The sequence below is a fragment of the Neorhizobium galegae bv. orientalis str. HAMBI 540 genome, assembly GCF_000731315.1.
Classification (GTDB): Bacteria; Pseudomonadota; Alphaproteobacteria; order Rhizobiales; family Rhizobiaceae; genus Neorhizobium; species Neorhizobium galegae.
In genome coordinates this window covers 1154766-1178602 of record NZ_HG938353.1, presented here as the reverse complement: position 1 = coordinate 1178602, position 23837 = coordinate 1154766, and the positions used below count along the sequence as shown (strand labels likewise).

Genomic DNA, 23837 nt, shown 5'->3' with positions numbered 1-23837 from the left:
TCAGAAGAAGGACTTCGCGGCGGCACTTGCCGCCGTGCCGATCGGTCCGCCGATCAGCACATAGGCCGTGACGAAGAGACCGGAAAGGCCGAAGACCAGGCGCAGTTCGCCGGAGATGCGGGCAAACTCGCCCTTGGCTTCATCGAACCACATCAGCTTGACGATGCGCAGGTAATAATAGGCGCCGACGACCGAGGAGAGCACGCCGATGACCGCCAGCGCATAAAGCTTGGCTTCGATCGCCGCGACGAACACGAAATACTTGGCGAAGAAGCCTGCGAGCGGCGGAATGCCGGCCATCGAGAACATCAGCGCGGTCAGCACCACCGCCATGAACGGCTTGGTGGAGGACAGGCCGGCGAGATCGTCGACATTCTCGACATTGCCGCCTTCCTTGCGACGCATCGCCATGATGCAGGCGAAGGTGCCCAAGGTCATGACCATGTAGATGGTCATGTAAAGGACGACGCCGGAGACACCCGTTTCGGAGCCGGCGGCAAGGCCGACAAGGGCGTAGCCCATGTGGCCGATCGAGGAATAGGCCATCAGCCGCTTGATGTTGCGCTGGCCGATCGCAGCAAACGAGCCGAGCAGCATCGAAGCGATCGAGACGAAAACGATGATCTGGCGCCAGTCGGCGATGATCGGCAGGAAGGCATCCGAAGCGATGCGGACGAGGATCGCCATGGCGGCAACCTTCGGACCAGCGGCGAAGAAGGCGGTGACCGGGGTCGGTGCGCCTTCGTAAACGTCCGGCGTCCACATGTGGAACGGCACGGCAGAGATCTTGAAGCAGGCGCCGGCGAGCACGAAGACCATGCCGAAGATCAAGCCGAGGCCGCGGGTCTCGGCGGAGAGAACCTTGGCGATGCCTTCGAAGCCGGTATTGCCGGTGAAGCCGTAAACCAGCGACATGCCGTAAAGCATCATGCCGGAGGAGAGCGCGCCGAGGACGAAATATTTCAGGCCGGCTTCGGTCGAGCGCAGGCTGTCCCGGTTGAAGGCGGCGATGACGTAGAGCGCCAGCGACATCAGTTCGAGGGCGAGATAGAACGCGATCAGGTCATTCGCCGAGATCAGCAGCAGCATGCCGAGCGTCGACAGAACCAGAAGCACCGGGAACTCGAAGCGGTTGAGCTGATCCGACTTCGCATGGCCGACGGACATGACCATGGCGGTGATCGAGCCGATGAGCGCCAGGACCTTCATGAAGCGGCCGAAGGAATCGAGCTTGAAGGCGCCGCCATAGGCAACGCCCTCGCCCGGCATGAAGATCAGCCAGAGGCCGGCGACTGCCAGCAGCGCCACCGCCAGCCCCGTCACCGTCGGCGCGGACTTGTCGCCGGAGAAGACGCCGATCATCAGAAGAGCGAGCGCGCCCACGGCCAGGATGATCTCCGGCATCGAGAGCTGCAGGCTTAGGGAAAGAATTTCAGCGGTCATGTCCAGTCGTGTCCCGTCTCAGTGCACGTTGAGTGCAAGGTCTTTCGCCGCTGCCAGGGCCGCGGAATAATTGTTCACCAGCATGTCTACCGATGCTGCCGTCGCATCGAAGATCGGCGCCGGATAGAAGCCGTAGAAGATGGTGACCGCGATCAGCGGATAGAGGATGAGCTTTTCGCGGCCGGAAAGGTCGAGCAGGCCTTTGAGGCTTTCCTTCTCGAGTGCCCCGAAGATCACCCGGCGATAGAGCCAGAGCGCGTAGGAGGCCGAGAGGATGACGCCGGTCGCCGCAAACAGGGCCACCCAAGTGTTGACCCGGAAGACGCCGATGATCGTCAGGAATTCGCCGATGAAGCCGGACGTGCCCGGCAGGCCGACGTTTGCCATCGTGAAGATCATGAAGGCGACGGCATATTTCGGCATGTTGTTGACGAGGCCGCCATAGGCGGAAATCTCGCGGGTGTGGAGCCGGTCATAGACAACGCCGACGCAGAGGAAGAGCGCGCCCGAGACGACGCCGTGCGACAGCATCTGGAAGAGCGCGCCTTGCACGCCCTGAACGTTCGCCGCAAAGATGCCCATGGTCACGTAGCCCATGTGGGCGACCGAGGAATAGGCGATCAGCTTCTTGATGTCGTCCTGCATCATCGCCACCAGCGAGGTGTAGATGATGGCGATCACCGACAACGAGAAGACCAGCGGCGCGAAATGTTCCGACGCGATCGGCAACATGGCGAGCGAGAAACGGATCATCCCGTAACCGCCGAGCTTCAGCATGACGCCGGCAAGGATCACCGAGCCTGCAGTGGGGGCCTGGACGTGCGCATCCGGAAGCCAGGTATGCACCGGCCACATCGGCATCTTGACCGAGAAGGCCGCAAAACAGGCGAGCCAGAGCCAGGTCTGCATGCCTGCCGGGAAGCCGTATTTCAAGAGTTCGGTAATGTCGGTGGTGCCGGCCTGCCAGTACATCGCCATGATGGCGAGCATCATCAGCACCGAGCCGAGCAGTGTATAGAGGAAGAACTTGTAGGACGCGTAGACGCGGTCCTTGCCGCCCCAGACACCGATGATGACGAACATCGGAATGAGGGTCGCTTCGAAGAAGACGTAGAAGAGCACGACGTCGAGCGAGACGAAGACCCCGGTCATGACCACTTCCAGAAGCAGGAAGGCGATCATGTACTCCTTGAGGCGCTTCTCGATCGTATTCCAGCTGGCGAGCACACAGAACGGCATCAGGAAGGTCGTCAGGATGACGAACAGCATGGAGATGCCGTCGACGCCGAGATGATAGGAGATGCCGGTGCCGAGCCAGTTGTGCTTCTCGACCATCTGGAAGCCGGCATTCGAGTTATCGAAGCCGATCCAGATGAACAGCGAGACGATGAAGGTGAAGACCGTCGTGAACAGCGAGACGTTCAGGATGTTGCGGCGCCCGAAGGGGCCGTCTTCCCGTGTCAGAAGCAGCAACAGTACGCCGACCAGCGGCAGGAAGGTGACCGTCGAGAGAATTGGCCAGTCGGTCATTAGATCGAGCTCCCGAGCATCATCCAGGTGACGAGGGCGGCGATGCCGATCAGCATCGCGAACGCGTAGTGATAGAGGTAACCGGACTGCAGCTTGACCACCCGGTTGGTGACGTCGACCACGCGGGCGGCAACGCCGTTCGGGCCGTAGGTATCGATGACGCCGATGTCACCCTTCTTCCACAGGAACCGGCCGAGCGCCTTGGCTGAACGGACGAAGAGGAAGTCGTAGAGTTCGTCGAAATACCACTTGTTGAGCAGGAACTCGTAGAGAACCTTCTGCGAAGCGGCGAGACGACGGGGCGTCGACGGCGACTTGATGTAGAAATACCAGGCAGTGACGAAACCGACCGCCATGGCGATGAAGGGGCTCCAGGCGACCAGAACCGGCACGTGATGGAACTCTTCGAGGATCTTGTTTTCCGGAAGCGTGAACAGCGCACCCTTCCAGAATTCCGGATATTCGTGGCCGAAGAAATAACCTTCGAACAGGACGCCGGCGAGAACCGCACCGGCGGCGAGGATATAGAGCGGCGCCAGCATGACCATCGGCGATTCATGCACATGGTGCATGACGTCGGCGGAGGCGCGCGGCTTGCCGAAGAAGGTCATGAACGCGAGGCGCCAGGAATAGAAGCTGGTGAACAGCGCGGCGATGACCAGAAGCGTGAAGGCGAAGCCCGCGGCCGGCGAATGCGACGAATAGGCGCTTTCGATGATCACGTCCTTGGAGAAGAAGCCGGCGAAACCGAACATCGTTCCGGGGATGCCGACGCCGGTCAGCGCCAGGGTGCCGATCGTCATCATCCAGAAGGTGACCGGGATGTGCTTACGAAGGCCGCCCATGTAGCGCATGTCCTGCTCGCCATCGACGGCATGGATGACCGAGCCGGCGCCAAGGAACAGCAGCGCCTTGAAGAAGGCGTGGGTGAAGAGGTGGAAGATCGCCGCGCCATAGGCGCCGAGGCCAAGCGCCACGAACATGTAGCCGAGCTGCGAGCAGGTCGAATAAGCGATGACGCGCTTGATGTCATTCTGGACGAGACCGACGGTCGCCGCGAAGAAGGCGGTGATCGCGCCGATGATGGTGACGACGAGAAGAGCGTTGGGCGACAGTTCGAAGATCGGCGACATGCGGGCGACCAGGAAGACGCCGGCGGTGACCATGGTCGCGGCATGGATGAGCGCAGACACCGGCGTCGGGCCTTCCATGGCGTCCGGCAGCCAGGTGTGCAGCAGGAACTGCGCCGACTTGCCCATCGCGCCCATGAACAGCAGCAGGCAGACGATGGTGATCGCACCGCTCTTGGTCAGTTCCATGCCGAAGATGTTGGCGATGACCTGAGACGCCTCCGGAGCGCCTGCGGCCGGCAGATAGGTGGCGGCAGCCGCAAAGATCGTCTCGAAGCTGATCGAGCCGAACAGCACGAAGACGCCGGCAATGCCGAGCACAAAACCGAAGTCGCCGACCCGGTTGACGATGAAGGCCTTCATTGCGGCGGCGGATGCCGACGGCTTCTTGAACCAGAAACCGATGAGCAGGTAGGAGGCGAGACCGACGCCTTCCCAGCCGAAGAACATCTGTGCGAGGTTGTCGGCCGTAACCAGCATCAGCATCGCGAAGGTGAACAGCGACAGGTAGGCGAAGAAGCGCGGGCGATGCGGATCGTGGTGCATGTAGCCGATCGAATAGACATGCACGAGCGTCGAGACGGTGTTGACGACGACGAACATCACCGCCGTCAGCGTATCGACGCGAAATGCCCATTCGACGTCGATGCCGCCGGACTGGATCCAGCGCATGACCGGAACCTTGATCACTTCGCCTGCTTCGCCATGGGCGAGCGCGACGTTGAAGAAGACGATCCAGGAGAGCACGGCCGCTATGATCATCAGGCCGCTGGTGACGTATTCGGACGCCTTTGCACCGATCGAGCGGCCGAACAGGCCGGCGATCAGGAAGCCGATCAAGGGGAGAAAGACGATTGCCTTGTAGATCATGACCCGATCAGCCCTTCATCATATTGACGTCTTCGACGGCGATCGAACCGCGGTTGCGGTAGAAGACGACGAGAATTGCAAGACCGATGGCCGCTTCGGCGGCCGCCACGGTCAGAATGAACAATGCGAAGACCTGGCCGACGATGTCGTTCAGGAAGGAGGAGAAGGCCACCATGTTCAGGTTGACCGAGAGCAGGATAAGCTCCACCGACATCAGGATGATGATGACGTTCTTGCGGTTCAGGAAGATGCCGAAAACGCCGAGCGTGAAGAGGATGGCGCTGACCGTGAGGTAATGGGAAAGTCCGATTTCCATTTTTCTTGTTCCTTGTTCCCGCCTCAGACGCCCTGGCCCGGCTTGACCTTGACCACTTCGACAGCGGTCGCGGGCGTGCGGGCCACCTGCTGGGATATGTCCTGACGCTTGATGTTGGTGCGGTGACGCAAGGTCAGCACGATCGCGCCGATCATGGCCACCAGAAGCACCAGGCCGGCGATCTGGAAGAAGTAGACGTAATTCGTATAGAGCACGTCGCCGAGGGCGGCCGTGTTGGTGCGGGTTGCCGGGTTCGGGATCGGCATGGTGATCGATTTCGCCGCTTCCGGCGTCAGCACGCTGCCGCCGATGACGACGACCAGCTCGGCTGCGACGACCAGACCGACCAGCATGCCGATCGGCGCATATTGCAGCACGCCGGAGCGCAGTTCCGCAAAATCGATGTCGAGCATCATGACGACGAAGAGGAAGAGGACCGCGACCGCGCCGATATAGACGACCAGCAGGATCATCGCCAGGAATTCGGCGCCCGTCAGCAGGAAGAGGCCGGCTGCGTTGAAGAAGACCAGGATGAGGAACAGCACCGAGTGCACCGGGTTCTTGGCCGAAATGACCATGAACGCCGACGCCACCGCGATGAACGCGAAGAGATAGAAGAAGATTGCCTGCAGACCCATCGTGGTGCCTTTTCGTCCCTCACCGGGCGTGGGGCAAATACCCCATCCCGTCGAAACCCGGGCTTGTGATAGGCGCCGGGTATTTCATCCAGATGTCACCGGCGCACCGCCCGCTGAATGGGGAGCGCCGGACAAATCACCCCGCCTTAGCGGTAGGGCGCATCGATTGCCATGTTGCGAGCGATTTCGCGCTCCCAGCGGTCGCCGTTTTCCAGCAGCCGCGCCTTGTCGAAATAGAGTTCTTCGCGAGTCTCGGTGGCGAATTCGAAGTTCGGGCCTTCGACGATCGCATCAACCGGGCAGGCTTCCTGGCAGAAGCCGCAATAGATGCACTTCACCATGTCGATGTCGTAACGCACCGTGCGGCGGGTGCCGTCGTTGCGGCGCGGGCCGGCCTCGATGGTGATCGCCTGGGCTGGACAGATCGCCTCGCAAAGCTTGCAGGCGATGCAGCGTTCCTCGCCGTTCGGGTAGCGTCGCAGCGCATGTTCGCCGCGGAAACGTGGGGAGACCGGGCCCTTCTCGAACGGATAGTTGATCGTCGCCTTCTGCTTGAAGAAGTAGCGCATCGACAGGAAGAACGCCCCGACGAACTCCTTCAGGAACAGCGAATTCACGGCTTGGCCGAGACTTGCCATCTTTATTCTCCAATGATGCCGGAAGCTTGGACGGACATGTTCACGATCATGATCATGCCCATCCCGCCAGCTTCAGCACAAATGCGGTAATGACGACCATGGCGAGCGACAGCGGCAGGAAGATCTTCCAGCCAAGGCGCATGAGCTGGTCGTAACGGTAGCGCGGAACGAAGGCCTTCACCATGGCGAACATGAAGAAGACGAGCATCGACTTCAGCATGAACCAGACGATGCCCGGTACCCAGTTGAGGAGCCAGATATCGACCGGCGGCAGCCAGCCCCCGAGGAACAGGATGGTCGTCAGCGCGCACATCAGGCAGACGGCTGCGTATTCGCCAAGCATGAACATCATGTATGGCGAGGAGCCGTATTCGACCATGAAGCCGGCAACCAGTTCCGATTCCGCTTCGGGAAGATCGAAGGGCGGGCGGTTGGTTTCGGCGAGCGCCGAGATGAAGAACACCACGAACATCGGGAACAGCGCCAGCCAGTGCCAATCTAGGAAGGAAGCAGGCAGACCCATTCTCGTGCCGAGGCCGTCATGCTGGGCATTGACGATATCGGTCAGGTTCAGCGAGCCGACGCAGAGGAGCACCGTGACGATGACGAAGCCGATCGAGACTTCGTAGGAGACCATCTGCGCCGCCGAACGGAGCGCGCCGAGGAACGGATATTTCGAGTTCGAAGCCCAGCCACCCATGATGATGCCGTAGACTTCGAGCGAGGAGATCGCAAAGATATAGAGGATGCCGACATTGATGTTGGCGATCACCCATCCGTCCGCGAGCGGCACCACCGCCCAGGTCGACAGGGCCAGGAGCACGGCAACCAGCGGCGCGAGCAGGAAAACGGCCTTGTTGGCGCCAGCCGGAATGACCGGCTCCTTGAAGACGAACTTCAGAAGGTCGGCGAAGGACTGGAACAGGCCGAAGGGGCCGACGACGTTCGGACCGCGGCGCAGCTGGACAGCTGCCCAGATTTTGCGGTCGGCAAGCAGAACATAGGCGATGAAGACGAGCAGGCAGACCAGCAGCAGCAGCGACTGCGCGACCATGACGATGCCCGGCCAGACGTAGATGGAAAAGAACGAATCCATGTTCAAAATTACTCCGCCGCAGCCTGGAAATTGTTGCGGGCCAATGCCGAGCATTCAGCCATGACGGCCGAAGCGCGAGCGATCGGGTTCGTCAAATAGAAGTCTTTGATCGGCGACGCAAACCCGGACTTCGTCATACCACCCGCTTTTTGGCCAAGTGCGGCAATTTCGTTGACCGAGCCCGCCGCAATCGCGTCGATAGCGGCGAAATGCGGGTAGTCCGCATAGAGTTTCGCACGCAGAGCCTGCAGCGAATCGAAGGGCAGCTTCTTGCCGAGCACGTCGGAGAGCGCGCGGATGATCGCCCAGTCTTCGCGAGCCTCGCCGGGCGCGAAGCCGGCGCGGTTGCCCATCTGGACGCGGCCTTCGGTATTGACCCAGGTGCCGGACTTTTCGGTATAGGCCGCACCCGGCAGGATGACGTCGGCATTGTGCGCGCCGGCATCGCCGTGGCTGCCGATATAGACCGTGAACTTGGCGCCCTTCTTCGAGAAGTCGAGTTCGTCGGCACCGAGCAGGAAGAGAACGTCCATGCCGGCCAGCTGGGCGCTGGCATTGATGCCGTTCGCACCCGGCACGAAGCCGAGGTCGAGGCCGCCAACGCGGGCAGCAGCAGTGTGGAGCACGGCAAAGCCGTTCCACTCGTCGGTCAGTGCGCCGACCGAACCGGCAAGCTGGGCGGCCGAGCTAAGGATCGCCGCACCGTCCGGACGGGAGAGAGCCCCCTGCCCTATGATGATCATCGGGTTCTTGGCAGCGCGCAGCTTGTCAGCAAAACCGTTCGAACCGGAGGCGAGGTCGGAGAGCGTTTCAGCGCCGGCACCGAGATAGTCGTAGACGTAACGCAGTTCGCTGACTTCGCCGATCACGCCGATCGGGAAGTTGCCGCGACGGAAGCGCTTGCGGATGCGGGCGTTGAGGACGGCTGCCTCGAGGCGCGGATTGGCGCCGACCAGGAGCAGAGCGCCGGCCTGTTCGATGCCTTCGATGGTCGGGTTGAAGATGTAGCTTGCACGGCCGAGCGACGGATCAAGCGCCGTCCCGTCCTGGCGACAGTCGAGGTTTTCCGATCCGAGCGACCGGATCAGTTCCTTCAGGGCATACATTTCTTCGACCGAAGCCAGATCGCCGGCGATCGCGCCGATCTTTGCAGCAGACGTTGCGGAAACCGCAGCCTTGATGGCGCCGAAGGCTTCGCCCCAGGAGGCAGCCTGAAGGCGGCCGTCCCTGCGGACGTAAGGCCGGTCGAGGCGCTGGGTCTTCAGGCCGTCCCAGATGAAGCGGGTCTTGTCGGAGATCCATTCCTCGTTCACCTGCTCATTGACGCGCGGCATGATGCGCATCACTTCGCGGCCACGGGTATCGACGCGGATCGCCGAGCCGACGGCATCCATGACGTCGATCGATTCGGTCTTGTTGAGCTCCCACGGACGGGCGGTGAAGGCGAAGGGACGCGAGGTCAGAGCGCCGACAGGGCAAAGGTCGATGACATTGCCCTGCAGCTCCGAAGTCATCGCGCTTTCGAGATAGGTGGTGATCTCGGCATCCTCACCGCGGCCGATCAGGCCGAGTTCGGAAATGCCGCCGACTTCGGTGGTGAAGCGGACGCAGCGCGTGCAGTGGATGCAGCGGTTCATCACGGTCTTGACCAGCGGGCCGATATACTTGTCTTCGACGGCGCGCTTGTTTTCCGTGTAGCGGGAACTGTCGATGCCGAAGGCCATCGCCTGGTCCTGCAGGTCGCACTCACCGCCCTGGTCGCAGATCGGGCAATCCAGCGGATGGTTGATCAGCAGGAATTCCATCACGCCTTCGCGAGCCTTCTTGACCATCGGCGTGTTGGTGAAGATTTCCGGCAGCTCGCCGTTCGGTCCGCCGCGGACATCGCGCACGCCCATGGCGCAGGAGGCTGCCGGCTTCGGCGGTCCACCCTTCACTTCGATCAAGCACATGCGGCAATTGCCGGCGACCGAAAGACGTTCGTGGAAACAAAAGCGCGGGACCTCGGCGCCGGCTTCCTCGCATGCCTGAAGCAGCGTGAAATGATCCGGAACTTCGACCTCTTTGCCGTCAACCTTCAGCTTAACCATCGTCTCACTTACGTCCTTAGTTCCATCCTTTGGGTCTCCTGGGGGTCAGGCGACTCGGGGACATATTCTTTTATTTCAACAGAGCTTTCGCCTGGCCGACCCAGTCGTCGCGGCTGATGCGTCCCTCGAAACCCAATTCCTTGTCGAAGCGGGCGATATCGGCCTCGTTCCAGGCCGCAACCTGCGCAAGGCTCGTTACGCCCAGGCCGTTCAGCACTTCCGCCAGCTTCGGACCGATGCCCGAAATCTGCTTCAGGTCGCCGCCCGCAGGTGCCTTGGCCGTCTTCGCCTTCGCCGGCTTTACCGAGACCGGCTGCTTGACCGAATCCTTCGGAGCGGCCTTGGCGGCCGGCTTTTTGACTGGTTCGGCAACCGGCGCCGCCTTGAGAACCGGAGCTGCTGCCTTGCGAAGCGCCTTCGGCTTGGCGACGACCGGTTCTGCAGCCGCCGACGCTCCCGCAGGGGCCGGAGTTTCCGCAATCGGCGACGCCTCAGCCGGATTTGGATCTGCGGCTTTCTGGCGGCCACCTGCTTCCATCGCGCCCTGCAGCGCGCCGAAGAAGACGCCAGCCATCTGGGTGGCGATGCCAAAGCCGATCGCGGTTGCGGCAGCCATGTTCGCCATCAGCGGATTGAGCTTCATCGCCTCGGAAAAATCGGGCATGCGCGCTGGATCGAGCGCCGGACGATCCGTCGCCTCCCGTTCATGCTCTTTGCCCGACTTCGTCACGTGGCTACTCCGCAGCTTCCAGGACGGCGCCATGCGCCGTCGCGTTTCGGGTATATTGGTCGATACGCGCTTCGATCTCCGGACGGAAATGCCGGATCAGGCCCTGGACAGGCCAGGCCGCCGCATCGCCGAGCGCGCAGATGGTGTGGCCCTCGATCTGCTTGGTCACCTGGAACAGCATGTCGATTTCGCGCTTCTGGGCATTGCCCTTGACCATGCGCTCCAGCACCCGCCACATCCAGCCGGTGCCTTCGCGGCACGGCGTGCACTGGCCGCAGCTCTCGTGCTTGAAGAAGGCCGAGATGCGGGCGATCGCCTTGATGACGTCGGTCGACTTGTCCATGACGATGGCGCCGGCGGTGCCGAAGGAGGAGCCGACGGCGCGCAGGCCGTCGAAATCCATCTGGCAGTCCATGATGTCCTTGGCCGGCACGATCGGGCAGGATGCGCCGCCCGGAATGACTGCCAGCAGATTGTCCCAGCCGCCGCGGATGCCGCCGGCATGCTTGTCGACCAGCTCGCGAAAGGTGATGCCCATCACTTCTTCGACGGTGCACGGCTTGTTGACGTGACCGGAGAGCATGAACAGCTTGGTGCCGACATTGTTCGGGCGGCCCATGGACGAGAACCAGCCGGCGCCACGGCGCAGGATGGTTGGGGCAACCGCGATCGATTCGACGTTGTTGACCGTCGTCGGGCAGCCGTAGAGGCCCATGTTGGCCGGGAACGGGGGTTTAAGGCGCGGCTGGCCCTTCTTGCCTTCGAGGCTTTCGAGCAACGCGGTTTCTTCGCCGCAGATATAGGCGCCGGCGCCGTGGTGGACGTAGATGTCGAAATCCCAGCCGAGCTTGTTGTTGCCGCCGAGCAGGCCGAAATCATAACACTCGTCGATCGCCGCCTGCAGCGCTTCGCGCTCGCGCATGTATTCGCCGCGCACATAGATGTAGGCCGTGTTGGCACCCATGGCGAAACCGGCGATGACGCAGCCTTCGATCAGCGTATGCGGATCGTGGCGCATGATTTCGCGGTCCTTGCAGGTACCGGGCTCGGATTCGTCGGCATTGACCACGAGGTAATGCGGACGGCCATCCGATTCCTTCGGCATGAAGGACCATTTGAGACCGGTCGGGAAGCCTGCGCCACCGCGGCCGCGAAGGCCCGAAGCCTTCATCTCGTTGATGATCCAGTCCCGGCCCTTCTCGATGATCTCCTTGGTGCCATCCCAATGGCCGCGACTCATCGCGCCTTTCAGGGACTTGTCCTTGAGGCCGTAGATATTGGTAAAGATGCGATCCTGATCTTTCAACATGATCTATTCCACAAGTCCGTCGCGATTAAGCCGGTTGTCAGTCGATATATTGCAGCCTTTTTCAAAGGCCGCACACAAATTCTCAAATGTCACGACTCACCTTCAGTCGTGGTCTTGCGCCGTGCGCGCTTCGGCTTCAAGTCGCCGGAGACCGCACCCGGTTCCGGCGGCGCGCCTTCCGCTGCACTGCCTGGCGTCTTCGGAGCCGGTTTGCTCTTCGCGGTCGCCGAAAGCGGCTGCTTCTCCGCGGCCTTGGCATTCGCGGCGGCAGCCGCCGGGGCGGTGGCAGGGGTCTTCAGTTTCGGGTCCGTCTCCGGCGCCGTGTCCTTCGGGCGAGCGGCTTCCGCCGGAGGAATGCTTGCCGCGGCAGCGGCCTCTTCAGCGCTCGGATGCGGGTCGAGGTTGGTGCGGACCGGCTTGATCTCGTCGTTCAACGTCTGCGGACCACCCTCGGGGGCCGAGAAGATGCGGTCGATCTGCGGGCCGGGCTTGATCTCATGGCCCTTGCCGGCTTCGAAAGCGTCGATGATCTCCTCGAGACGCTGCGGCGTCAGGTCCTCATAGGCATCCTTGAAGATGATGACCATCGGTGCGTTGACGCATGCGCCCTGACACTCGACCTCTTCCCACGACAACGTGCCCTCGGCATTCAGCGCGAACGGATCGTGATGGATCTTGTGCTGACAGACTTTCATCAGGTCTTCCGCGCCGCGCAGCATGCAGGGCGTGGTGCCGCAGACCTGGATATGGGCGCGGGTGCCGACCGGCTTCAGCTGGAACTGGGTGTAGAAAGTCGCGACTTCGAGGACGCGGATATAGGGCATATCGAGCTTGTTTGCGACGAACTCGATCGCCGCGCGGGTCACCCAGCCATCCTGTTCCTGTGCACGCATCAGAAGCGGGATGACAGCCGATTGCTGCCGGCCTGCCGGATATTTCCTGATCGTTGCCTCGGCCCAGACGGAATTCTCGTCATTGAAGGCGAAAATTGCCGGCTGCACCTGGTCTTCGGCTAATCGACGAACGGACATTCTTTTCCACGCCTTATCAGTTTATGGATCCACACCGCGATTTCGTGAGCGACACGAACTCGCAGGCATAGGCAGACTTGTCTTTCTGCATGAACACTATGAACTTTGTTCCACTGGGAACGGAGGTCTTGATCTCATATCCTTCGGACAGGAGATCGCGCATCGATTTCGATCCGCCGGCTTGCGTCGAAATCGCGCCATCCGTCTGCGCCTGCTGCGCGAGCGCAACAGGGGCGACAGAGATAACCGCAGCGAAAACGACAGCGCGGAGCATCAACGGTCCACCTCGCCGAAGACGATGTCGATCGAGCCAAGCACCGCCGAAACGTCGGCCAGCTGGTGTCCCCGACAGATGAAATCCATGGCCTGGAGATGGGCGTAACCCGGAGCGCGGATCTTGCAGCGATAGGGCTTGTTGGTGCCGTCGGCGACCAGGAAGACGCCGAACTCGCCCTTCGGGGCTTCGACCGCCGCATAAACCTCGCCGGCCGGCACATGATAGCCTTCGGTATAAAGTTTGAAATGATGGATCAGCGCTTCCATTGACCGCTTCATCTCGCCGCGCTTCGGCGGCACGACCTTGCCGTCCGTAGACGAGAACGGCCCGGTCCTGGCGTCGCCAAGCAGACGGTTGACGCACTGCTTCATGATCTTCACCGACTCGCGCATCTCGATCATGCGGATCAGGTAACGGTCGTAGCAGTCGCCGTTCTTGCCGATCGGGATGTCGAATTCCATGTCCGAATAGCATTCGTAGGGCTGCGCGCGGCGCAGGTCCCAGGCAGCGCCCGAACCGCGGACCATGACGCCGGAAAAGCCCCAGGCCCAGGCGTCCTCGAGCTTGACGACGCCGATATCGACGTTGCGCTGCTTGAAGATGCGGTTGCCGGTCAGCAACTCATCGATGTCGTCGAGCTTTGCCGGGAATTCATCGCACCAGATGCCGATATCCTCGACCAGTTCCGGCGGCAGATCCTGATGGACGCCGCCCGGACGAAAATAGGCCGCATGCATGCGCGAGCCCGAGGCGCGCTCATAGAACACCATCAGCTTTTCGCGCTCTTCGAAACCCCAGAGCGGCGGCGTCAGCGCGCCGACGTCCATCGCCTGCGTGGTGACGTTGAGAAGATGCGAGAGGATGCGGCCGATTTCCGAATAGAGAACGCGGATCAGCTGGCCGCGGATCGGGATCTGGATATCCAGGAGCTTTTCGACGGCAAGCGCAAACGCATGCTCCTGGTTCATCGGCGCCACGTAATCGAGGCGGTCGAAGTAGGGAATGGCCTGCAGATAGGTCTTGGTCTCGATCAGCTTCTCGGTGCCGCGGTGAAGCAGGCCGATATGCGGATCGACGCGCTCCACGATTTCGCCATCAAGCTCCAGCACAAGGCGCAACACGCCATGCGCCGCCGGATGCTGCGGTCCGAAATTGATGTTGAAGTTGCGGACGTTGTGTTCGGTCATACTGCTTGCTCCATGCCGGGCGGCGGATCGCACCGGGCGGGAAAGACGTGCATTCGGCTGGCGCGGATGCGCCGGTCTTAGGCTTTGGCCTTTTCATCCCCGGGGAGGACGTAGTCCGTGCCTTCCCAAGGAGAGAGGAAATCGAAATTGCGGAATTCCTGGCGCAGTTCGACGGGTTCGTAGACGACGCGCTTGGCGTTGTCGTCGTAACGGACCTCGACGAAACCGGTGGTCGGGAAATCCTTGCGCAGCGGATGGCCTTCGAAACCGTAGTCGGTCAGGATGCGGCGCAGGTCCGGATGGCCGGTGAACAGGATGCCGTACATGTCCCAGGCTTCGCGCTCGAACCAGTCGGCGCCCGGATAGACCGGGCAGGCAGACGGAACAGGCTCGTCCTCGGCGGTCGCGACCTTGACGCGGATACGCTGGTTCTGGCGCGGCGACAGAAGGTGATAGACGACGTCGAAACGCTTTTCGCGTGCCGGATAGTCCACTCCGCAGATGTCGATGAAGCTGATGAACCCGCACTGCACGTCGTCGCGCAGGAAGGTCAGCAGCGGCAGCAGGTTTTCCGCGGTCGCCGTCAGCGTCAGTTCGCCATAGGCGATCTGCGCATCCGCCACGAGGGACGCACGCGCTTCGCGAATGTAGGTCGAAAGCTCGTTCAGGGCTTCACTCATGATCTTGTCCAATTACCCTTGGCCTCTGGCCCTCAGCGCTCGATCGTGCCGGTCCGCCGGATCTTCTTCTGCAGCAGAAGCACGCCGTAGAGCAGTGCCTCCGCCGTGGGGGGACAGCCCGGAACATAGATGTCGATCGGCACGACGCGATCGCAGCCACGCACCACCGAGTAGGAATAGTGGTAATAACCGCCGCCATTGGCGCAGGAACCCATCGAAATGACGTAACGCGGCTCCGGCATCTGGTCGTAGACCTTGCGGAGTGCCGGCGCCATCTTGTTGGTCAACGTGCCGGCGACGATCATCACGTCCGACTGGCGCGGCGAGGCGCGAGGCGCAAAACCGAAGCGCTCGACGTCATAACGCGGCATCGAAAGCTGCATCATCTCGACCGCACAGCAGGCGAGGCCGAATGTCATCCACATCAACGAGCCCGTGCGGGCCCAGGTGATCAGCTCGTCCGTGGAGGTGACGAGAAAACCCTTGTCGGCGAGCTCATTGTTGATCTCGCCGAAGAACGCGTCGTCGCTACCGATGGGCTTGCCGGTATTCGGATCGATAATGCCCTTGGGTTGCGGCGCGACGAGAGTGCTGCCGTTGTCGACTACTCCCATTCCAGCGCTCCTTTCTTCCATTCATATATGAAGCCGATCGTCAGAACGGCGAGGAATACCATCATCGACCAGAAGCCGAACCAGCCAATCGCACCGAACGATACCGCCCACGGGAAAAGGAAGGCCACTTCGAGGTCGAAGATGATGAAGAGGATCGAGACCAGGTAGAAGCGAATGTCGAACTTCATGCGCGCGTCGTCGAAGGCATTGAAGCCGCATTCGTAAGCCGAAAGCTTTTCCGAATCGGGCGCCTTGTAGGCGACGGCGAACGGCGCAACCAGAAGCGCGATGCCGATCACCAGGGAAATGCCGATGAAAATCGCGATCGGGATATAGGAAGTGAGGAGTTCACTCATTGTATTCGATCCCAGCTTGCCTGAAGCGTCGGGAGACGACGCCTGAATATCAATGCACAGGCAAAGCGAACGTGCATTGCAACAAGCCGTGGTTAGCGCAGCCGAAGCCCCGGCGCAAGCTTTTTGAATGTCGCATCCTGCGCCAAAATGGAGCAGTTCAAACGATTATCAGCGGCTGTATCATAGCGACAACCTCAGACCGTGACCATCAGGGACCGGTGGCGGCCGGATCGTATCGGGAAGCATGTTCTTCTGGGTGGCGAATGGCGCGAGTGACGGGGCTCGAACCCGCGACCTCCGGCGTGACAGGCCGGCACTCTAACCGACTGAGCTACACCCGCGCATAATGCCGACCAGCGGCAGCCGCCTTATGCGCAAGACGCGCAATCGGCGGAGAGTTCGAATAAGAGAATGGCGCGAGTGACGGGGCTCGAACCCGCGACCTCCGGCGTGACAGGCCGGCACTCTAACCAACTGAGCTACACCCGCGCATTTCTCTTGAGGCCGAAACCTCGGAGCCGGGCGACCTCAATCGCTCGGTTGAGCGGCTAACTAAGAGGTTCGCGATCGGGTGTCAAGCGCGTTTCAAGACAAAAGGATGACGTCCCGTCGCTTTGCCCTCTCCTGCCCCATATGCGCCCCTGTCCAGTCGGCTCTTCCCCAGAATTTTCAAAAAAACATCATGAAAGCCCTTGCGGTTTTTCCGCGATCCGCATAGATCACGGCCACCGACGCGGCGGGCCTTGTTGCTCCGCAATCGCGAACGGGCGATTAGCTCAGTTGGTAGAGCGCCTCGTTTACACCGAGGATGTCGGCGGTTCGAGTCCGTCATCGCCCACCATTCCCACTCTCTTTCCTGCCTCTGCTCCGAGTTTCTCCTCTTCCGGGAGGTCAAATCGCTACGTCTCGCGCTTCGGTTTTCGGTCGAGCGCACGCTACCCCCGTCGATTCTTCTGGCTGTCGCGGGGAAGAACATTTGCCGTGAGCGCGACAGCTCGCTCCATTCCGGCCGCCCCATAGCCTCCGGTTCGTGAAGCATATCAGGCATTTGGCCGATAAGCCCTTCCGCACGGCAGCAGCCATTCATCGAATCTTTCCCGCCACTTCGTCCCCGCTCCTCAACCCGTTCCTAAAATCAGGTTCTGAAACGCCGGCCGGCAGTTAACCGATTGGCCGGGCTTGGAACCGAGGAGACCGGAATGGGAAAGCACCACCTCAGACACGGAACGAACACCACAGGTGCCGGATGCGTTCGAATCGGCGGGGGCCGGACGGTGAACGTTCGCGGCGGGAGGGGATGATGCTGGATCTCGGACTTTCCCTGACCGGTCCCGGCACTTTTTCCATCGGCGGCGGTGAGCCGCCCGAAGACGACGGGTTCACCCTGATGGATGCCGAAGGCAACACGCTTACCGACGCAGAAAACAATCAGCTCACCATCAGCCAACTCACGATCAGCCGATTCCTCGGCCTGGAGGACTGACACGATGCCATCGCGCCAAATTCCGAAACTCTACATTCCCTCAGATGCTACCGAAGCGGCAATCCGGGCCGTACATGCGGCAGCGGTCGCGGCGGGCGGCGGCACCATCCTGCTGCCGGATGCGGTGATCACGCTCACGGAGCCGCTCCCGGTCGCTTCCGGCATCGGTTATCAGGGCGTGCAGCCGGTGCTGAACTATCTCAACGACACCCTGCCGGACAGCGGATGGGATTTCGTCGGTGGCACGGTGCTTGCCGGCGACGGCTCGTTTCCGGCTTTTGCCGCCAATGACGCAGACCTTGGCTCGCCGTCTGCGACGATCACCGCCAATTGCATTACCGGCTGGCGATGCGAGCATATCGGCTTTACCGGCTTCACGCGCGCCATCAGCATCGGCGCGGTGAACAATATCGGCCTGCAGTTTTCCACCATTCATGACCTCTTCATCCGCGACTGCAGCGACTGGGGAATATTCCTTGCCAATTTCATGCACACGGACGTTTCCCGGGTCTGGACGCATCTCTGCGAAAACGGCCAGTATTACGCGTCATTGCTGCCGGGCTCGACGCTGATGCCCGGAAACAGCCGCTTCGATTCGCTCTTCAACATCATTCCCGCCAACGGACGGGACAATCGGCTCTGCCGGGGTATCGTATTCGAAGCCGGCGGAGACGGCGCTCGTCTGAACGAAATGTATGTCGACCGCATCCAGAACAACGCCTTCAACCGGGCCGAGCTTGTGGCCACCGCGACTTTCTCAAACGGCTCGGCGAATATCGCCGTTGCCGACGGCGGCAAATTCCGGGCGGGCATGCCGGTCGCGTTCGCGAGCAGCAATTATGGGATCACCGCCGGGCGGGTCTATGTCGTCAAGTCAGTGAGCGGCAACACGATCCAGATCGGCAAGGCCTTCACCTCGCCGGCCACGATCGCGTCCGGCAGCGGCTCGCTGATGCTCTCGTCCTGGGGCATGCCCTGTTTCGAGTTGAGCTCCCGCAATGAAGGCGCGTTCGTCTCCAATTCACGCTTCCTTGGCGTGGATGCAGAAGGCGGCTCCGGCGCCGGGATTTACGTGGAGAACGCACAGGGCTGCGACCTCAACATCTCCGAGGTCACTGGTGACAGAAATGCTGATATTGTCGGGCGGCGCGCGGGCTTCAGCCGCTTCTACAGCAGCAACACCGCTGTGACGGATTTCGACACGGTCTCGGCCACCAGCCAATTTCACGGCGCGCGTGGAGTCGGTCATCAAGCAATGTTGTCGGGCCTGTGGACAGACCAAACCCGCGGCGGATTGGCGGCTTTCAACATTCGTGGCGATGCCTGGGAGAACCAGGGCGATCTGGAGGTCCGGGGTGGCAACAGCTTCATATATCCTCGATTCGGAATGGGAATTAAGTCGACGCTCAAGACCGCGAACACCGTGCTCCATCCACTGGATGCCGGCCTCGTCACCTTTGACGCCGCTTCTGCGCTCGTCTGCACGCTGCCCGCGATCACCAACTCGTCGGATGCGACCTCGCTGGTGGGGCTGGCGTTTCATATCGTCAATGCCGGATCGGCGGATCTGACGGTCAATACCAACGGCACGCAGCTCTTCAACAAGATCTCGGGCAAGACCGGCTATACGTTGAATGCCGGCGAAAGCCTGCTAGTGGTCGCCGCCGAAGGGGCGGGCTCGACGCTCTTCTGGGCCGCCTTCCCGAGTGTCGGCGTTGTCTGAACCGCGGCGCTTTACGGGCTGTCGCTTCAGAGCGGCAGCCCCGTCAATCGCGCCAGCGTCGCGCGCTTTTCCTCAAGCGTTGCCAGCGAGCGGAGCGACCGGTCGAATTCCATGACCTTCGCGCCGACGAGGAAACGGTACCAGCAGCCTTGCAGGACATGGTAGATCAGCCCTTCGCGGCCATCGAGGACGCCGAGTTGGCCGATATAGCGGAACAGGAAATAACCGAGTGCGGCAACCGGGAACGGAAGCCGATTATAGATGCGCTCCTTGATAAGCCGTTTTATGGAAGCCTGACGTGACGAGGCCGCCTGCGAAAGGGCCGGTCGTTCGTAAAACAGGCCGTAACGCCGGCCCAGCACATCGACAGCTTCAAGGGTTGCGTATCGATTATGCTTGCCCGTGAAGAAGCTGAGATCGTTGAGATTGTGATCAGAGAACGGCGCGTCGAAAAGGATTATGCGGCCGCTCTTCACGACGATGTGCTCATCCATCCAGCGGTCCTCGACATGTCCCTGCCCCCGCCGCCAGATGCGGGTGAGGATGAGCGGATACCGTCCGCCGTGGCGGATCCAGCGTCCGAGGAAGATGTGCCTTCTCTTGAGGTTCACGCCTGCGACATCGGCAGCGAGAGCGGGAAGCTTGTCGGCGATCTCGACCGCCAGTTCAGGTTCGATCACCTCATCCGCATCGAGCCGCATGATCCAGTCGGCGGTGATCGGGGCATTGTCGAGCCCCCACTGGAATTGCCTGGAATAATTGATCCAGGGATTGCTGAGGACGGTTGCGCCGAGCGAGCGCGCGATTTCGACCGTGCTATCGGTCGAGAAACAATCGATGACGAAGACCTCGGACGCGAAGGGCGCGACGCATTTCAAGGCGCGGGCGATGTGGCGCTCTTCGTTATAGGTGAGGATGAGGACGGCGAGGCTGGCCATTCGGCGACTTGTCCCGATCAGGAGTTCAACCTTGCCCGAAAGATGCCGGGCCTGTCCTGCTCGAAGCGCCGCCGTAGTCTCCTGGCCGGATTGCCGGCATAGATCGTCCAGGGATCGAGGCTGCGGAAGGCGACGGCGCGGGCGCCGAGCACCGCGCCCTCCCCGACAGTGACACCCGGCCCGACAAATGCTTCCGCCGCGATCCAGGCATTCGCACCGACGACGATGGGTCTCGTAACCAGCTGGAAATCTGCATCGTCGACATCATGCGTGCCGGTGCACAGATGGGCGCCCTGGGAGACGATTGCGTGGGTGCCAAGCTCGATGCGATCCATGCAGTAGCAGTTCACGCCCCTTCCGAGACAGGAATACGCGGCCATGGCGAGGTTCGGCGGATACCAGACCTCGACGCCGGGATAGATCCGCGCCGTCCGGTCAATCCGGGCTCCGAAGCGCCGCAGCAGGAACCGGCGCCATACAAACAGCGGTACCGGTGTCCAGCGGCCGAAAAGGCTCCAGACGAGGTTCCACGTGAGCCGGAACAACCGATGACCCAGCGGGAAACTCGGGGCACCCTGCCGCGGATTGGAGATCTTCGCGTCAAGCGGCTTCATGAAAGCCTCGTGGGGAGATGGAGTGCAGAACGGTGATGAGATCGCGGGCCGCCGCCTCGATGCGGAAATGCCGTTCGAAGCCCGCGCGGGCATGGGCGCGCATGGCGCTTTTGCCGTCATCGGAGAGGGCTAGCCATGACCGGAGCAGGTTTTCGATGCCTTCCGATGTGTCGGTCCCGATAAGGCCGCCGCCGCTCATTTGCACTTCACGCCAGATATTGACCTTGTCGGTCAGTAGGACCGGCGTTGCGCAGGCCATGGCTTCCGCGACGACGATGCCGAAATTCTCCTGATGCGACGGCAGGACAAAAGCCTCGGCAGCGCGGAAGGCGCCCCACTTGGCGTCGCCGGCCAGCATGCCCGGCCAATGGAGGCGATCGGCGATGCCGGCCTTGGCGGCCTGGGCAATCAGTTTCGATTTCAACCCGGACTGATCCGGCCCCGCCATCACCAGGTGGAGATCGGGATCGGACGCGGCGATCTTCGAAAAGGCTTCGACGAGGAGGTCACAGCCCTTCTTTGCGTGGAAACGGCCGAGGAACAGCAGGAACCGCCTATTCTTCAATTCCGGCAGAAGCCGGTGGAATGCGGCAAGCTGGCTCTCCACCCCTGCCGGCGGATCGGCGGTGCCGAAGGCGACGACACGCTCCGCGTAACCATAGCCCCGGAAGACGCCGCGCGCCCGGTGGCGCTCTTCTTCGCAGGTGAAGAGGACTGCCGCTGCATCGCGGAGAACCCTGCCTTGCCAGGCAAGCCAGAACGCCTGTTTGGCGACGTGCTTGAGCGGATAGGTTTCGCGGAACCATGGATCCATCATGCCGTGGGCGAAGACGACATAAGGCAGGCCTGCCCGCCTCAGGGACGACCAGCCGCCGACAGAGGCATGGTTCCATAGGCCATGGATGATCGCCGCATCGAACCGATCCGCGTTCGCGGCGATCCAGCGTGCCAATTCCGGCGTATATCCGTATCTCCGGGTCCACCGCCCGCAGGCATGAACGGGGAAGGGAAACTCTTTCACGTAGGGCGCCGATGGTTTGTCCAGCGTGACGACTTCCACCGCATGGCCTAGACGCGCCATCTGCAGTCCAGTCAGCCGCAGCGCCTCGATCGGGCCTCCGGTTTCGGGATCGGCGCTGGCGATGATGTTGAGGATTCTCATGACAGCTCCGCGATGATTTTTTCGAGATTTCCTTTGAAGTGTCTCATGAGATAGCGAGAGCGGACCTTTTCGACTCCCGCCTCTCCCATTGCCGCTGCCATGCCCGGATCGGCGAGAAGCATCGCCATTCTCTCGGCGAGTGTTTCGATATCCGAGGGATTCACGGCAAACCCATCGACCCCATCGGTGATGATCTCCACGGCCGCATCCTGCGTACCGCAGATCACCGGCAGGCCGTGCAGCCAGGCCTCCAGGAAAACGATCCCGAACCCTTCCTTGGACGAGGGCATCGCGAACAGGCAGGCTTGGGAATAGGCCTCGGCCAGTCTTGCATCTGATACGCGGCCCAGGAGTTCGACCCTCTCTTCGACCGCGAGCTCACGGGCCAACGACGCCAGTTCCGATCTGAGCGGTCCCTCGCCGACGACCTGGAGGACGCATTCCACGTTGCGGCGCTTGAGCAGCACCATCGCCTTGATCAGGGCGTCGATATTCTTGCCGCGGTCATGCCGATCCAGCCGGGCGACCGCCAGGATGTTTCGGCCGCTCTTTTGGGGCTGCCGGTCGATGTCGTCGACGGCGTTCGGAAAGAGCGTGAATTTTTCATGCGGCAGTTTGAACGCCTCCTGCATCCGGCTTGCCGTGAAGGCGCTGACGGAGGCGATCCGGCTGAGGGCTCTTGCCATAAGCGGTTCATAGAATCGCATGCGGCGATGGGCCGGATCGTTCCAGACCTCGTCGCCGTGGACGAAGAGCACGAGTTTGATTCTCGGAGACAGCAGCTTGCACAACAGTCCCACGGGCAGAAGGTTGATATGCCCGAGGAACAGGATTTTGCAGCTTTGAGCGGTGACAGCCGAGTGGACGATGAAGCCCAGGCGCCAACTGCCAAACGCGCGGATTGCGGCCGCCGTGGTTTCGGGAATGTCAGCCTTGCCATCGCGCATGATGTGGACGGCCGGCTGCTTCCAGCCGTTGTCGCCAGAGATCTCGGCCAGGGCAGCGATAACCCGTTGGTTGAAGCGCTGGATACCGCCTATCCGGCCGTAGGTGTCCAGGGCCAGAAACAGAGTGCCGTCATTCTGCGCCTCCGCCCTCCTCATCGCACGCCGCCATGTTTTATGTCCGCGACTCGATCGACAATCCGGCGGGCCAGGACCTCGTTATAGGTCCCGTTCGCGAACGTGCGCCGGTGCCCGGCATCGGCGATCGTTTGGCGCCTGCCGTCATCCGCCAGCAGACGTCTGCAAGCCTCCGCGCAGCCCTCCGCTCCGTCGAAAAAGACCGCTTCCTCGCCCCCCTTATAGAGCTGTTGATGATGCAGCGTGCGAGGAGCGCACATGGCGGTGCCGATGGCGGGAATTTCGGCGGAGCGCGTCGTATGCAGGTCGGCATTTTGGCCGTTCAGCAGAACCAGACCGATTTTCGCGCCGGCAATTGCGCGTGTGTAGTCTGCGCCTTCAAGGTGATCGGAGCGGATAAACGGGCGGAGCAGCCGGTATTCCGGCGCTCTTTGCCATCGGCACCCATGGATCGCGAGCGGCACGCCCTTCTCGATCAGCCGCGCCATGAAGGCGCCGCGCCCCGGCATCCATGTCCCGACGAAAACGACGTCGGACGACCATCGGCTTTTCTCCTCCAGCGTCGGCGACAGGGGGCGATGCACCACCTCGTCCGCGGATTGCCAGATCGTGTCGATCCGGCTTGCACCTCTCCTCGCCATCATCTCCTCGATGCCGTTGCGGCGCACTGCGACGACCAGATCGTAGTGCGTGAGGGCCCGGTGAAAGATACTCCAGCGGAGGCGTTCCGGAGACGGTTCCAGATAGGGGTTGTCGGCGTTGTAGTTGACGACGATCGGCGCCGCCTTGCGGATGATGTTCAGGGCGGCTGGTCCGACCACGTCGCCGCAATCCACCAGGGCAAAATCGAAGCGTTGCCCGCCGATCCGCCGGCCGAGCCCGTTTGCCACGAGGCGATCG

23 protein-coding genes and 3 tRNA genes are annotated in these 23837 nt (G+C 61.7%); 3 read left to right on the top strand and 23 right to left on the bottom strand.

The annotated features are described in order from the left end of the window. From nuoN to RG540_RS05930, 18 genes are all read right to left on the bottom strand, one after another. Window positions 1-1443, bottom strand: a complete 1443-nt coding sequence (gene nuoN, locus RG540_RS06015; RefSeq protein ID WP_038585704.1) for an NADH-quinone oxidoreductase subunit NuoN — start codon at window positions 1441-1443, stop codon at window positions 1-3. Between the two features lie 18 nt (window positions 1444-1461). Beyond that, window positions 1462-2973, bottom strand: coding sequence for an NADH-quinone oxidoreductase subunit M (locus RG540_RS06010; protein ID WP_038585702.1), 1512 nt, complete (start codon window positions 2971-2973; stop codon window positions 1462-1464). Then, window positions 2973-4973, bottom strand: a complete 2001-nt coding sequence (gene nuoL, locus RG540_RS06005; RefSeq protein ID WP_038585700.1) for an NADH-quinone oxidoreductase subunit L — start codon at window positions 4971-4973, stop codon at window positions 2973-2975. The genes RG540_RS06010 and nuoL overlap by 1 nt, the downstream gene beginning before the upstream one ends. A 7-nt stretch (window positions 4974-4980) precedes the next feature. Then, window positions 4981-5289, bottom strand: a complete 309-nt coding sequence (gene nuoK, locus RG540_RS06000; protein ID WP_007772674.1) for an NADH-quinone oxidoreductase subunit NuoK — start codon at window positions 5287-5289, stop codon at window positions 4981-4983. Window positions 5290-5312: 23 nt separating this feature from the next. After that, entirely contained in the window at window positions 5313-5927 is a 615-nt protein-coding gene (locus tag RG540_RS05995; protein WP_038585698.1) for an NADH-quinone oxidoreductase subunit J, read from the bottom strand. Window positions 5928-6073: 146 nt separating this feature from the next. After that, the gene (nuoI, locus tag RG540_RS05990) at window positions 6074-6565 is read right to left on the bottom strand and encodes an NADH-quinone oxidoreductase subunit NuoI (protein WP_038585696.1); all 492 of its coding nucleotides are present in this window, start codon (window positions 6563-6565) and stop codon (window positions 6074-6076) included. 52 nt (window positions 6566-6617) lie between these two features. After that, complete coding sequence (gene nuoH / locus RG540_RS05985; RefSeq protein WP_038593139.1) at window positions 6618-7661, bottom strand: NADH-quinone oxidoreductase subunit NuoH; 1044 nt, start codon at window positions 7659-7661, stop codon at window positions 6618-6620. 8 nt (window positions 7662-7669) lie between these two features. Continuing rightward, complete coding sequence (gene nuoG / locus RG540_RS05980; RefSeq protein WP_038585693.1) at window positions 7670-9751, bottom strand: NADH-quinone oxidoreductase subunit NuoG; 2082 nt, start codon at window positions 9749-9751, stop codon at window positions 7670-7672. 70 nt (window positions 9752-9821) lie between these two features. After that, entirely contained in the window at window positions 9822-10481 is a 660-nt protein-coding gene (locus tag RG540_RS05975) for a hypothetical protein (RefSeq protein ID WP_046600306.1), read from the bottom strand. A gap of 4 nt (window positions 10482-10485) precedes the next feature. Next, on the bottom strand, window positions 10486-11790 hold the full coding sequence (gene nuoF, locus RG540_RS05970) for an NADH-quinone oxidoreductase subunit NuoF (protein ID WP_038541986.1): 1305 nt from the start codon (window positions 11788-11790) through the stop codon (window positions 10486-10488). An 89-nt stretch (window positions 11791-11879) separates the two neighbouring features. Continuing rightward, window positions 11880-12821, bottom strand: coding sequence for an NADH-quinone oxidoreductase subunit NuoE (gene nuoE / locus RG540_RS05965; protein WP_080724889.1), 942 nt, complete (start codon window positions 12819-12821; stop codon window positions 11880-11882). A 16-nt stretch (window positions 12822-12837) separates the two neighbouring features. Beyond that, window positions 12838-13095: a hypothetical protein gene (locus RG540_RS05960; protein WP_038585690.1), complete on the bottom strand. Its 258-nt coding sequence runs from the start codon at window positions 13093-13095 to the stop codon at window positions 12838-12840. Continuing rightward, on the bottom strand, window positions 13095-14285 hold the full coding sequence (locus tag RG540_RS05955) for an NADH-quinone oxidoreductase subunit D (RefSeq protein ID WP_038585687.1): 1191 nt from the start codon (window positions 14283-14285) through the stop codon (window positions 13095-13097). The genes RG540_RS05960 and RG540_RS05955 overlap by 1 nt, the downstream gene beginning before the upstream one ends. Window positions 14286-14362: 77 nt before the next feature. Next, window positions 14363-14965, bottom strand: a complete 603-nt coding sequence (locus RG540_RS05950) for an NADH-quinone oxidoreductase subunit C (RefSeq protein ID WP_038549024.1) — start codon at window positions 14963-14965, stop codon at window positions 14363-14365. Between the two features lie 32 nt (window positions 14966-14997). Then, window positions 14998-15579: a NuoB/complex I 20 kDa subunit family protein gene (locus RG540_RS05945; RefSeq protein WP_007754646.1), complete on the bottom strand. Its 582-nt coding sequence runs from the start codon at window positions 15577-15579 to the stop codon at window positions 14998-15000. Further along, a complete protein-coding gene (locus tag RG540_RS05940) occupies window positions 15570-15935 on the bottom strand; it encodes an NADH-quinone oxidoreductase subunit A (RefSeq protein ID WP_037080537.1) in 366 nt (121 codons plus the stop codon). Before RG540_RS05940 ends, RG540_RS05945 begins: the two co-directional genes overlap by 10 nt. 264 nt (window positions 15936-16199) lie before the next feature. Further along, window positions 16200-16276, bottom strand: a tRNA-Asp gene (locus RG540_RS05935). 71 nt (window positions 16277-16347) lie between these two features. Then, a tRNA-Asp gene (locus RG540_RS05930) sits at window positions 16348-16424 on the bottom strand. A gap of 276 nt (window positions 16425-16700) precedes the next feature. Here RG540_RS05930 and RG540_RS05925 point away from each other — a divergent pair. The 3 genes from RG540_RS05925 to RG540_RS05915 all read left to right on the top strand — a co-directional run bounded on the left by RG540_RS05925 (window position 16701) and on the right by RG540_RS05915 (window position 19141). Next, window positions 16701-16776, top strand: a tRNA-Val gene (locus RG540_RS05925). A 456-nt stretch (window positions 16777-17232) separates the two neighbouring features. Then, window positions 17233-17418, top strand: coding sequence for a hypothetical protein (locus tag RG540_RS05920; protein ID WP_157884588.1), 186 nt, complete (start codon window positions 17233-17235; stop codon window positions 17416-17418). 4 nt (window positions 17419-17422) lie between these two features. After that, window positions 17423-19141 carry a hypothetical protein gene (locus RG540_RS05915; protein ID WP_038585680.1) on the top strand — a complete coding sequence of 573 codons (1719 nt, stop codon included), beginning with the start codon at window positions 17423-17425 and terminating at the stop codon, window positions 19139-19141. A 26-nt stretch (window positions 19142-19167) separates the two neighbouring features. Here RG540_RS05915 and RG540_RS05910 read toward each other — a convergent pair whose 3' ends face one another. From RG540_RS05910 to RG540_RS05890, 5 genes are read right to left on the bottom strand one after another with little or no spacing between them, the layout of a single operon-like run. Next, on the bottom strand, window positions 19168-20079 hold the full coding sequence (locus RG540_RS05910) for a glycosyltransferase family 2 protein (RefSeq protein ID WP_038585677.1): 912 nt from the start codon (window positions 20077-20079) through the stop codon (window positions 19168-19170). A gap of 17 nt (window positions 20080-20096) precedes the next feature. Continuing rightward, on the bottom strand, window positions 20097-20693 hold the full coding sequence (locus RG540_RS05905; protein ID WP_038585674.1) for an LbetaH domain-containing protein: 597 nt from the start codon (window positions 20691-20693) through the stop codon (window positions 20097-20099). Next, window positions 20680-21855: a glycosyltransferase gene (locus tag RG540_RS05900; protein WP_038585671.1), complete on the bottom strand. Its 1176-nt coding sequence runs from the start codon at window positions 21853-21855 to the stop codon at window positions 20680-20682. The genes RG540_RS05905 and RG540_RS05900 overlap by 14 nt, the downstream gene beginning before the upstream one ends. After that, a complete protein-coding gene (locus RG540_RS31065) occupies window positions 21852-22958 on the bottom strand; it encodes a glycosyltransferase family 4 protein (RefSeq protein ID WP_051909250.1) in 1107 nt (368 codons plus the stop codon). The genes RG540_RS05900 and RG540_RS31065 overlap by 4 nt, the downstream gene beginning before the upstream one ends. Beyond that, on the bottom strand, window positions 22955-23827 hold the full coding sequence (locus RG540_RS05890; RefSeq protein ID WP_157884587.1) for a CgeB family protein: 873 nt from the start codon (window positions 23825-23827) through the stop codon (window positions 22955-22957). Before RG540_RS05890 ends, RG540_RS31065 begins: the two co-directional genes overlap by 4 nt. Window positions 23828-23837: the final 10 nt, after the last annotated feature.